This window comes from Parafrankia colletiae (genome assembly GCF_001854655.1).
Classification (GTDB): Bacteria; Actinomycetota; Actinomycetes; order Frankiales; family Frankiaceae; genus Parafrankia; species Parafrankia colletiae.
In genome coordinates this window covers 111,143-123,207 of record NZ_MBLM01000003.1, presented here as the reverse complement: position 1 = coordinate 123,207, position 12,065 = coordinate 111,143, and the positions used below count along the sequence as shown (strand labels likewise).

Sequence of the window (12,065 nt, the reverse complement as noted above, 5' to 3'; positions counted from 1 at the left end):
TGTTCCGAGGGAACAGTTCTGTGCCCAACCTTCTGCTCGGTCAGGGACCATCTCAACGCTACGGGACAACTCCCGCGGCCCGGCTGCGCTTCAGCCGGCCACCGCGGGCCGTGCGACGCCGCGAGGGGCCCGCGGTGTCTCCACGAGGCCGGGCGTCTCTACGAGGCCGGGCGTCTCTACGAGGCCGGGCGTCTCTACGAGGTCGGGCGTCTCTACGAGGCCGGGTGGCTCCGCCGGGCCGGGTGGCTCCGCCAGGAGCCCGACGCGCAGGTCACGCAGCGCTCCGAGGACCGTCGCCGGGCCGGCCGTGCGGTCGACGACCAGCCACGGGGCGACCCAGYCGGACCCTGCGAGTGTCCGGTACACCTCGGCGCAGCGCGCCTGCAGGCCGTCGTCACTCTCGAAGGTGTCCAGCGCGCGGGACATGTCGGCCGCGGCCCGGGTGCGCGCGCCGGCCCGCGCCGTCTCCACCGGGACATCCAGGAGAACCTGTAGGTCAGGTCTGGGTAGCCCCAGCTCGGCGAGTTCCACCTCGGCGATCCAGGACAGGAACCCGGCCCGCTCGTCGGGCGGGAGCCGGGCTGCTCCGTAGGCGGCGTTCGAGGCCAGGTACCGGTCGACGATGAGGATGTCGTGCCCGGCGGTGCGCGCGGCCAGCTCGGGCAGCGCGTTCGTCCGGTCGAGCGCGAACAGCAGCGCGGTGGCGCGGGCCGAGCCGGCCAGCCCGGCGAGCCGCTCGTCCCCGTCGAGCATCGCTCGGATGGCGGTGCCCAGCGGCCCGGAGGCGTAGCGGGGGAACGAGAACGTGCCCACCGATCGTCCCTGGGCGGTGAGATCCTGGACGAGACGCGACGTCAGGGTGTGCTTCCCAGCACCGTCGACACCCTCGACGGCAACGAGGATCGCGCGGTGCTGCTGATGGTGGTTGCTGCGGGCGACGGCTGACACGGCAGCAGCCTAGACGAGCCCGTCCGGGATGTTCAGCGGTCGTGGGCGATCAGTGAGCGGGCGACGAAGTCCAGTCGTCACGCCGGCCTGCGGCCTGAAAGGGAAGGCTCACCGGCCACGTCAGCGGGCAGAGTCGCCCCGCGACCGCTGAGAAAGGCGGTTCCGTTGCTGCCAGGACAGAAACCGCTGGTGCGGGACTCCGCCGCCTGTCGGGGTTTTCGAGCTGATATTGAAACCGGGCCGCGGGTGCAGCGGATGGCCCCCATAATGGCCCCGTGAATACCTGGAATGAGCCAGGTGAGCGAAGGCCGGGTACCCGGCACGGTCGCCGCAGCTGCTCCGAGGCAGGCGTTCCGCGGGTCAGCGCGCCGGGCGTGCTGACAGCGTCGCGGTAGCCCCGGCGAATTTTCTTCACGTCAGGGGAGGGTCGTGAGCGAGCACGTAGCTGTGTGGCCGTCGCCCCGGGGCCGTGGTCAGAACTCGGAATCACGCCGCGCATGGCGCATCGAGCGTGTTCACCGCTTCGTCCGACGCGATGCAGGGCCGCCATGTCGCTGGCGGAGTCAACGATGACGGACGTCGGGCAGTGGATCGCGGGGAACGCCGACGTCCTGGCGCTGGCCGTGAGTGTCCCAACGCTTATGGTGGGTGTCTACCGGGCGACGGCCTGGATCAGAAACCAGGCCGCGCGACGTGCTGATCGACGCAGCCTGGGGGAGCGGGAGTTCGCGGTCTGGTCACGGCTGGCCGAGAACTTCGRGCCGGCGGACCAGACCGGCAGTCTCACGCGGCGCATCGGGCGTGTTCGGGAGGACCTCCTTGAGACACTGCGTGCGGGTCTGGGGGTACTTGTCCGGGAACGGCTCGGCCGGCCGGCATCCGGCACGGTCGGTCTGACGTACAACGACCTCTTCTCGTCACCGGACCTGCTGCTGGAGACGGCATTCGTCGATATCGATGAAAGAATTAAGATTCCGGCGCAGGGGCCGATCCCTGCGGCGCCCCTGGGTCGCTTTCTCGTCATCGGGCCAGCTGGCACGGGAAAATCGGCACTCTGTCGTGGGCTGGAGTACCTCTGGCTGATGGATGAGGCTCCGTCGACCTTGTGGCTCACGGTCGACGCGACCGACTTCGTCGGCGACCAGGCTGCGTCGTCGTCCTACGCGGGAAGTCGGGAGTGGCTACTGGATCTTCTCATGCGGAAGATCCAGGACCTCGGATCATCCGGTTTTGAACGCCRCATACTGYACGRTTGTGTCAGTGTCTCGCTCGCGCTGGTGATCGACGGACTCGACGAGATAGCCTCTCTGCTGGGCGACRCCGCGGCCGAACGGTTTCTTGAATCATGGTGCTTCGGGCGGGCTGTGCTCGTCACGGTACGCAACACATATCATGAGTCGGTTCTGCTAGGGAGGCCTGGCATCGTCAGGTCCTTCCACGCCATGTTCTCCCGGCCCCCCGACGAGCCATGGATACTGAGCTACATCGAAACGCTGTCGCGCCGGCTCTTCGATCCGGCCAGTGCGGCCTCGCACGCCAACTACGTAAAGGACCTCTGGGTTCGGGAGCCGGCGATCCGCGCGCTGGCGAGGAATCCGCTGCTTCTCATCATGTTGGTTTCCACTCGTGGCTACCACGGAGTCTACGGTCCTATCGACGTTTCCAGCGTTTTCCGTCAGTTCGTCCGRCACACCCTGGACCGGGAAAGTCGGGCGGAAAGAATCTCGATACCGGCGGAGATGCTGACCTCCGCGCTCTGTGAGCTTGCCTGGCTTCGCTTCCGGTCGGCGAGAGTGGTGGCGGGCAGGAGCGCACTCAACGCGGCTGTTCGCCTGGCCGACATACCCGAGGGTCTACGTGGCAAGGCGGTCGACGCCCTTAAAAGCTGTCCTCTGCTGACCCCGCGGTTCGAGCCCGAGATGCCTGGTGACGAATACGATGTGTTCTTCTATCACAAGTCATTCGAGGAGTATTTTGTCGCCCGGCGGGTCGAGGACTGGATTCGTGGTGTCAGCGACCGGGGAAGCGACTTCTTTGAACGAATAGACGGGCCCGGGGTCGCCCTCTTCGTCAGGGAGTCGGTCCACCGTCTGTCGCGCGACCCCCAGTCGCGAACTCTGGCCGCGCAGCGACTCAGGGCCCTGCTGCTGAAGGCACTCGAAAACCGGGAACGATCATCCGACGAGCGATCCGCCCGGGTGAGCAACTTCGCCGCGGGGCGGATCTCCTATTATCTCGGCGCGCTGGGGGACGGAAACGTGTCCACCTGGCTGGCGGACGTGGTGCGACGGGAAGGCGACCTCTGGGTGCGGAGGTCGGGAGCCATCGGGCTGGCCTTCGGTGGCGCGCCTGACTGCCTCAACGAGATAATCGACGAGACACGTGCCGGGATAAGGTCGGGAAATCTGACGATGGCGAGAAAGTACATCGCGGTGGATCTCGGTTTCTACGGCGACCAGGAGTTCGACCCGCTGGACCCCTCGGCCGACCGGGGCGGCGACAGCTGTCGTCGTCTGGTGAGCAGATCAGTCGGTGAACTCGGAAATGACGTTGCCAGCTGGCGGGTGATCGTGTTCAACCTCACCTACCTGGCGCGTCATCGAGAAATCTCGGTGGCATCCTTCGCCGCTGAGATCGGGCTGCAGCGCGACAGGCTCAGCCGTGCACTTCAGGCCATCCGGGCCGACCCGACGAAGACGGACTACCAGGCTGAGATCTCTGAGCTCGAGGAGTGCCTGTCGGCTCTTCCCACCAATCCGGACAGGTGACTGGTCAGCTGCTCGGCCCGGTCCGGCTGTCCTCGGCCGCGCAGTAGAGGGAATCCCGGGCGCGTGAGCTCGTGACGGCCGTTGTTTCGCGCCCGGGTTCACCCAGGCGGTAGATCCGCCGGGCGTTGCCGGCACCGATGAGATCCGCGACCCGGGCGGCGTCGGACTCCGTCCAGTCGCCGTCCGCGATGCCCTCGCTGAGCACGGCGGACAGCGCGCGCCGGAACAACAGTGCACCGAGCAGGTACAGCTCACCGAGCCCGAAGGCGTCGGACGAGAAGAGGAACCTGCTGAAAGGGACCAGTTCCAGTGCCTCGCCTAGCACCGCCGACGCCCGGCGGCCGACATTCTGTACAGCCAGCCCGACGTCCATGTGCACGGTGGGGAGGAGCTGCGCGAGGTAGCCGGCCTCGCGGTGGTAGGGGTAGCAGTGCAGGAGCAGTACGGGCACGCCCGTCGGCGCGAGGGCACGCAGCAGGCCGGTGAGCAGCAGTGGATTGCACCGCTGGAGGTCGAGGTCCGCGTCGCCGTAGCCGACGTGGATCTGGATGGGCAGGCCGGCGTCCGCGCCGGTCCAGATGAGGAAGGCGTGCAGCAGCGGGCTGGCCAGCCGGATGGGCGCGCCGCGGCGGATCATGGCGAGCCATTCGCGGGCCGCGGCGGTGACCTCGCGGTCGGTCGGTCGGGTGGCGGGTAGCGCGAGGCCGACGCGATAGGCGGCGACGGACTTGAGGCCCACGGTCGTCGGGCCCGCCCCGGCCAGCCGTTCGCGGATGGTGTCCGCGAAGTGGGTGACCCCGAGCTGGCCGGTCACGATGTCGACGGCGAGGGACTCGGCGAGCCTTTCGAGGCGCAGGATGTCGTGGCCCGTCCCGCCGCAGGTGGTGCCGAGTTCGCTCGCGGACATGAGCGGTTCGGGCAGGTAGCCGGCGTCGACGCAGAACGCGCTGATGCCGGCCGCGCGCAGGAACCGTCGGTTGACCTCGTCGACGCCGATCTCCCGGCGTCGGGCCAGGTACTCCTCGGGTCCGCTGAACGGTGGCAGGTCGAGGACGGGAGCGCACCAGCGCCGCACCGCGAACCCGATGTTGCTGTCGAACAGGGTCGTCCCCGCCGGTGTCGGTGCGTCGGACTCGGTGAGCATCCGCTCGAAGCCCGCCCGGTCGAGGTCGCGGGTGAGCAGCCCATGGCAGTGATGGTCCACGAGGCGGAGGCTCTCCACACAGGGCAGCACCACATGATCGTGCCCGCTCCACGACGTCGRCATGCCTGTCGTCGTACCTCCATCACTTTCCGTGACCAGGGTTGGACGTCTGCCGTGCGTCGCGCCGCACTCCCAGCCTGTGGATAACTTGTGGATGGCGAGGGCATTCCTGGGGACAACGGTCGCCGTGGTCCCGGTATGGCCCTGCTCATCGCGGCTTTGTGGCGCATCCCCCTGTGGACGAACACGCCGTGCTCCAGACGGCTCGCGAGGAAGGGCGGCGTTCCGAGTTCCGGCGCCGGCAGCGGGGAATCCCGCCAGCCTCGGCTTTCTGTAGCAGACAGGTGACGGAAGGTGCTGTCATGATCGAGGGCATGCTGACCGAGGGCGCCGGGGCTGGGGACGCCGGGGCCGAGGATGTCCGCGAGGACGCCGAGAGCGAGGACGTCGGGACGGAAGGGGCGGTCGGGGCAGCTGACGCCGTTGCCGGGCTGGCGGCACGCGGAGTCGTCGCGGTCGCCCTCACCTGGGTCGACAACGCCGGGCTGACCCGGGTGAAAGGCGTGCCACTGGGACGTCTGCCTCGCGCGGTGATCCACGGGGTCGGCGCCTCGCCCTCGTTCGACACGTTCCTGATCGACGACAGCTCGGTCGTCGCCCGGTACGCGGGCGGACCGGTCGGGGACCTGCGCCTACGGCCCGACCTGCGCCGTCTCACCCGGCTGTGCGCCCAGCCGGGCTGGGCCTGGGCCCCGGTCGACCGCTACGCGCTCACCGGCCGTCCGCATCCCCAGGACGCCCGTGCCTTCGCCCGTGCCCAGGCCGAGCGGCTGGGGCGCCGCGGCCTGCACGCCCTCGCCGGGTTCGAGATCGAGTGGACGGTGTCGCCGGCCGGGAGCGACGACTTCACCGCCGCCTGCTCGGGGCCCGCGTACGGGATGACCAGGGTCGTCGAACTGTCCGACTACCTGCGTGACCTGGTGGAGGCGCTGACCGCCCAGGAAGTCGAGCTGCTGCAGATCCATCCCGAGTACGCGGCCGGGCAGTTCGAGGTGTCGGTCGCGCCGGAGGACCCGGTCGGTGCGGCGGACACGTCCGTCCTGGTCCGGCAGACGGTGCGCGGTGTCGCGGCGCGGCACGGGCTGCGGGTCTCGTTCGCCCCCCAGGTCCTCGCCGGCAGCGTGGGCAACGGCGGCCACCTGCACCTCAGCCTGCACGGCAGCGTGCCCGGCGGCGGGCCGCTGATGGCGGGCGGGTCGGGGCCGTTCGGCCTGACGGCCGGTGGGGAGGCCTTCGTCGCCGGGGTGCTGCGGCATCTCCCGGCGCTGATGGCGCTCGGCGCGCCGAGTGTCACCTCCTACCTGCGGCTCGTGCCCTCGAACTGGGCGGGGGCGTACGCCTGTTGGGGGCTGGAGAACCGGGAGGCGGCGATCCGGATGATCACAGGCGCGGCGGGCGAGCCGGGCGCGGCGAACGTCGAGGTGAAGTGCTTCGATCTCGCTGCCAATCCGTACCTGCTGGTCGGCGGGGTGCTCGCCGCCGGTATCGACGGCCTCAGCGCGGCGGCGGCCCTGCCGGAGCCGTTCGACGCTGATCCGGCCTCCTGCACCAGTGCGGAGCTGGCCCGCCTGGGCGTCCGCCGTCTTCCGGCCGACCTCGGGGAGGCCGTGGCCGCCTTCGGGGCCGACGAGGTCCTGCGCGCCGCCCTCGGTGTCGAACTGCACGACACGATCGGCGCGGTACGCCGGGGCGAGATCGAGCTGTTCGCCGGCCTGGACCCGGGTGTGGTCGTCGATCGGGTCAGGTGGCGTTACTGACCGGGCCCGGAGCGCCGTGCGGACGCGGCACCGTCGTTGTTGTTGGGTTGTGGCGTCTTCGTGCTCGCTCGGGGTAACACACCGGGACCGGGGGTGGCGGCATTCCGGGCACTGCAACGCAATATGTGTCACCAATCTTGGCGCACGGCGACGAAACCGTCGAAACTTGGCGGACTCCCTGGTCCGTGCGGGACGTTCCGGGGCCACTGGCGTGAGGAGCTGCGCGTGCGCAAGGTGCTTGTGGCAAACCGCAGTGAGATCGCGGTCCGGGTTTTCCGGGCCGCCCAGGAGCTGGGACTGCGCACGGTCGCCGTCTACACCCCCGAGGACGTGTCCGCGCTGCACCGGACGAAGGCGTCCGAGGCCTACGAGCTGTGCGAGCCGGGGCATCCGGTGCGCGGCTACCTCGACATCGAGGCGCTGCTGCGGGTCGCGAAGACCGCGGACGCGGACACGCTGCACCCCGGGTACGGCTTCCTGTCGGAGTCGGCGGTGCTGGCGGAGGCATGTGCGGCGGCTGGCGTGACGTTCGTCGGCCCACCGCCTGCTGTTCTCCGTCTCACCGGGGACAAGGTCGCGGCACGCAACGCGGCGATCGCGGCGGGGCTGCCGGTGCTGCGGGCGTCCGACCCGCTGCCGGACGGCGAGGGGTTCACCGAGGCGGCCGCGGAGGTCGGGTTCCCGCTGTTCGTCAAGGCGTCCGGCGGCGGCGGCGGTCGCGGGCTGCGTCGCGTGCTACGCGCGGAGGACCTGGCGGACGCCGTCGCGAGCGCGTCGCGCGAGGCGGCGGCGGCGTTCGGCGACGGCACGGTGTTCCTGGAGCAGGCGGTGGACCGGCCGCGGCACGTCGAGGTGCAGGTCCTGGCCGATTCCTACGGCAACGTGATCCACCTGTTCGAGCGGGACTGCTCGGTGCAGCGCCGCCACCAGAAGGTCGTCGAGATCGCGCCCGCCCCCGCCCTGGAGGAGAGCGTCCGCGACGCGCTGTGTGACGCGGCGGTGCGGTTCGCCCGCCATGTCGGGTATGTCAACGCCGGCACCGTCGAGTTCCTCGTCGGCCCGGACGGGGCGTTCACCTTCATGGAGATGAACCCGCGCATCCAGGTGGAGCACACGGTGACCGAGGAGGTCACCGGCGTCGACATCGTCGGCGCGCAGCTGCGGATCGCCGCCGGCGAGAGCCTTGACGACCTGAACCTCACCCAGGACTGCGTCTCCCTGCGGGGCACCGCGATCCAGTGCCGGGTGACGACCGAGGACCCGTCGGACGGCTTCCGCCCAGACACCGGGACGATCACCTTCTACCAGTCGCCCGGCGGGCCGGGCGTGCGTCTGGACGGCGCGACGTACCCCGGCGCGGAGGTCAGCCCCTACTTCGACTCGCTGCTGGTCAAGCTGACCGCGCGCGGCGCCACGCTGGAGAAGGCGTCGCGGCGGGCCCGCCGCGCGCTCAAGGAGTTCCGGGTGCGCGGGGTGCGCACCAACATCGAGTTCCTGACGAAGCTGCTGGCCGACCCGGCCTTCCTCGCCGGCGGGGTGACGACCTCCTTCATCGACGAGCGCCCCGGCCTGCTGAGCGCCGTCGACGACGGGGACGCGACCAGCCGCATGCTGGCCCGCCTCGCCGAGAGCACCGTCAACGGGCACACCCGCCCCACCGGGGTCGCCCTGACCGAGCCGCGCACCATGCTCCCGCTGCTGAACCTCGCCGGCACCGCACCGGCCGCCGGCTCGCGCCAGCTGCTCACCGAGCTCGGCCCGGCCGGCTGGGCCGCCGACCTGCGGGGGCGCACCGCGCTCGCCGTCACCGACACCACCCTGCGTGACGCGCACCAGTCGCTGCTGGCGACCCGGCTGCGCAGCTTCGACATCCTCGCCGCGGCACCGGCGTTCGCCGCGCTCACCCCGAACCTGCTGAGCCTCGAGTGCTGGGGCGGCGCGACCTACGACGTGGCGCTGCGGTTCCTCGCCGAGGACCCGTGGGAGCGCCTCGCYGCGGTCCGCACGGCCGTGCCGAACATCTGCCTGCAGATGCTGCTGCGCGGCCGCAACGCCGTCGGCTACACCCCCTACCCGGACGACGTCGTGCGCGCGTTCGTCGCCGAGGCGGCGGCGAACGGCCTGGACATCTTCCGGATCTTCGACGCGCTCAACGACATGGAGCAGATGCGCCCGGCGATCGACGCCGTCCTGGAGACCGGGACTGCGATCGCCGAGGGCACCCTGTGCTACACCGGCGACCTCACCAACCCCGACGAGCAGATCTACACCCTCGACTACTATCTGCGCCTCGCCGAACAGCTCGTCGACGCCGGCGTCCACGTGCTGGCCATCAAGGACATGGCCGGCCTGCTGCGCCCGGCCGCCGCGAGCCGGCTGGTCACCGCGCTGCGGGAGCGCTTCGACCTGCCCGTCCACCTGCACACCCACGACACCGCCGGCGGCCAGCTCGCCACCCTCATCGCCGCGAACGAGGCCGGGGTCGACGCCGTCGACGCCGCCGCCGCGCCGATGTCCGGCGGAACCAGCCAGCCGAACCTGTCCGCCCTCGTCGCGGCCACCGACCACACCGAGCGCGCCACCGGCATCCCGCTGGCGGCCCTGTCGTCGATGGAGGCGTACTGGGAGGCAGTCCGCGACCTCTACTCGCCGTTCGAGGCCGGGCTGCGCGCCCCCACCGGGGCCGTCTACCGGCACGAGATCCCCGGCGGGCAGCTCACCAACCTGCGCCAGCAGGCCATCTCCCTCGGTCTCGGCGACCGCTGGACCCAGGTCACCGAGTGCTACGCGGTCGCCAACGACCTGCTCGGCAAGCCGATCAAGGTCACGCCGACCAGCAAGGTCGTCGGCGACCTCGCGCTGTTCATCGCCGGTGGCTCGGTGGACGTCGACCGGCTGCGCGACCATCCCGAGGAGTACGACCTGCCCGCCAGCGTGCTGGGCTACCTCGCCGGGGAGCTCGGCACGCCGCCCGCCGGCTTCGCCGAGCCGTTCCGGGAGCGGGCCCTGGCCGGGCGCCACCCCGAGCCTCCGGCGGCCGCCCTCGCCCCCGACGACGCCGCGGCGCTCGCCGCACCGGGCGCCGACCGCCGCGCGGCCCTGTCCCGGTTGCTGTTCCCCGGGCCCTGGAAGGACTACCAGCAGGCGGTCGCCACCTACGGCAACTCGTCGGTGATCCCCACCGAGGCGTTCCTGTTCGGCCTGCAGCCCGGACGTCCCGTCAGCGTCTTCCTCGAACCGGGCGTCGAGATCATCGTCACCCTGGAGACCATCGGCGAGGCCGACGACGCCGGCATGCGCACCCTCTACCTGCGCGTCAACGGCCAGCCGCGGCCGGTGCGGGTCCGCGACACCTCCATCAAGGCGACGACCACCGCCGCCCGCCGGGCCGACCCGTCCGACCCGGCGCAGGTCGGCGCCGGGCTGCCCGGCATCGTCACCCTCGCGGTCGCCGTCGGCGACACCATCGAGAAGGGCCAGAAGCTGGCCGTGATCGAGGCCATGAAGATGGAGGCGGCGGTCACCAGCCCCGCCGCCGGGACGGTCGCCGAGATCGTGCGCGCGAACGGCGAGTCGGTGGAGGTCGGCGACCTGCTCCTCGTCCTGCGCCCCTGACCGTGGACGGCGACTGCCGGCCAGGCTGACAGACGGTCAGCCGGCCGGCGGCCGCCCCCGGGCTCAGCGGCCGGCAGTGTGCCTGACACCGACCTCTCGCCCGTACCGGCCCAGCCGGGACGGGTGGAACACCCAGGCGCGCAGCAGCAGGAAGCGGACGACGGTCGAGGCGAGGTTCGCCAGGACGAGAACGCTGACCTCCAGCAGGCGACCCGGCTCGTCGCTCGCCGCGTGCAGGGCGGCCAGCGAGCCGCTGGTCAGCGCCAGGCCGATCGCGAAGACGAACAGGCCCTGCAGGTGGTGCCGGCCGGCGTCGTCGCGGCCGCTGACCCCGAACGTGAGCCGCCGGTTCGCGGCGGTGTTCGCCACCGCGGTCACCAGCAGTGCGACGAGGTTCGCCGCCTGCGCGCCGGCCACCCCGCGGAGCAGGACGAACAGCACCAGGTAGGCCAGCGTGCTGGCGACACCCACCCCGGCGAAGCGCAGCAGCTGCCCGGTCAGCCCCGCGGGCACCCCGGGAACCGCGGGCGCGGGCGCCGCCGCCCCGTTCCCGTGCCCGTGCCCGTTCCCGTTCCCGTTCACAGTCCCGTCCCCACTGTCCGTCCCCTCGCTCATGCTGGTGCCGGGCAGGGGAGCGCGGCCGAACTCGCGGCGCAGCTGGCCGAGGGGCAGCGCGCCCGTGCCGAGCGCGCGGGCGAGGCGCGCGACGCCCCTGAGATCGGCCATCGCGGTCGCGAGGACGTCCACCCTGCTGTCGGGGTCGTCGATCCAGTCCACCGGCACCTCGTGGATGCGCAGGCCGCTGCGCTGGGCGATGACCAGCATCTCGGTGTCGAAGAACCATTCGCCGTCCTGCACGAGTGGCAGCAGGCAGGCGGCGACATCCGCCCGGATGGCCTTGAAGCCRCACTGCGCGTCGGTGAACCGGACGGCCAGCGTGCCGCGCAGCAGCAGGTTGTAACAGCGGGAGATCACCTCGCGCCGGGGGCCCCGCACGACCCGGGAGGAGCGGGACAGCCGGGTCCCGATCGCCAGATCCGAATGCCCGGAGATCAGCGGCGCGACCAGGGGAAGCAACGCGGCCAGGTCGGTCGAGAGGTCGACGTCCATATAGGCCAGGACGGGTGCGGTCGAGACGCCCCAGGCCGCACGCAGCGCCCGGCCGCGGCCCTTGGCGTCGAGATGGATGACCGAGACCTCGGGGATCTCCAGCACCAGCTCCTGGGCGATCGCCAGTGTCGTGTCGGTGCTGGCGTTGTCGGCGACGGTGATCTGGAAAGGGTAGGGAAACGTGGTCCGCAGATGGGCGTGCAGTCTGCGGATGCACGGCGCCAGGTCTTTTTCCTCGTTGTACACCGGAATGACGACGTCGAGCACCGGGTGAGCCATGAGGGTCTTTTCGTTCCGGTGCCTGGACAGCAGGTCGGTGGTGGTCGTCGACACGATGCTCCTCACCGGGTGCGTGGTGCGTACGGGAGTCTGGCCGTTTCCGCCACTCCTGCCGGTCGGTGCTGACGGGGTGGTCGTGGCGGTCATGCCGGGCGTTCCGGCGCCGCTGATCCAGGCATCCGTGGTCATGCCGTTCACCATTCGGCCCCGGGCTGTGCCGGCAATGTGCTGGTGCTGTGCCTCTGCTGTGAGCTTCACGCCGCCACCTCACGCAGGAAGAAACGAAAGGGGAGGGGAGAGTTATTCTCGGGTTTTCGCATATAC

Annotated in this window: 6 protein-coding genes; 3 read left to right on the top strand and 3 right to left on the bottom strand. The window is 70.8% G+C overall.

Annotation, left to right across the window (positions count from 1 at the left end; genetic code table 11):
- Positions 1 to 90: 90 nt before the first annotated feature.
- Positions 91 to 948 carry a dTMP kinase gene (locus CC117_RS02835; RefSeq protein ID WP_116287680.1) on the bottom strand — a complete coding sequence of 286 codons (858 nt, stop codon included), beginning with the start codon at positions 946 to 948 and terminating at the stop codon, positions 91 to 93.
- Between the two features lie 569 nt (positions 949 to 1,517).
- Here CC117_RS02835 and CC117_RS02830 point away from each other — a divergent pair.
- Complete coding sequence (locus CC117_RS02830) at positions 1,518 to 3,716, top strand: NACHT domain-containing protein (RefSeq protein ID WP_071082166.1); 2,199 nt, start codon at positions 1,518 to 1,520, stop codon at positions 3,714 to 3,716.
- Between the two features lie 4 nt (positions 3,717 to 3,720).
- Here the strand turns inward: CC117_RS02830 and CC117_RS02825 are convergent, their stop codons facing one another.
- Positions 3,721 to 4,983 carry an amidohydrolase family protein gene (locus CC117_RS02825; protein WP_198541704.1) on the bottom strand — a complete coding sequence of 421 codons (1,263 nt, stop codon included), beginning with the start codon at positions 4,981 to 4,983 and terminating at the stop codon, positions 3,721 to 3,723.
- A 299-nt stretch (positions 4,984 to 5,282) separates the two neighbouring features.
- Between CC117_RS02825 and CC117_RS02820 the strand changes: the two genes are divergently transcribed.
- A complete protein-coding gene (locus CC117_RS02820; RefSeq protein ID WP_084131367.1) occupies positions 5,283 to 6,737 on the top strand; it encodes a type I glutamate--ammonia ligase in 1,455 nt (484 codons plus the stop codon).
- A 225-nt stretch (positions 6,738 to 6,962) separates the two neighbouring features.
- Positions 6,963 to 10,352, top strand: a complete 3,390-nt coding sequence (locus tag CC117_RS02815; protein WP_071082164.1) for a pyruvate carboxylase — start codon at positions 6,963 to 6,965, stop codon at positions 10,350 to 10,352.
- Between the two features lie 63 nt (positions 10,353 to 10,415).
- Here CC117_RS02815 and CC117_RS02810 read toward each other — a convergent pair whose 3' ends face one another.
- Positions 10,416 to 11,741 (bottom strand): bifunctional glycosyltransferase family 2/GtrA family protein, encoded by a 1,326-nt coding sequence (locus CC117_RS02810; RefSeq protein ID WP_071082278.1) that lies wholly within the window; start codon positions 11,739 to 11,741, stop codon positions 10,416 to 10,418.
- Positions 11,742 to 12,065: the final 324 nt, after the last annotated feature.

Bases quoted from the DNA above. Each gene is read 5' to 3' on its own strand.
- CC117_RS02820 (WP_084131367.1), top strand. From the start codon at position 5,283: ATGATCGAGGGCATGCTGACCGAGGGCGCCGGGGCTGGGGACGCCGGG.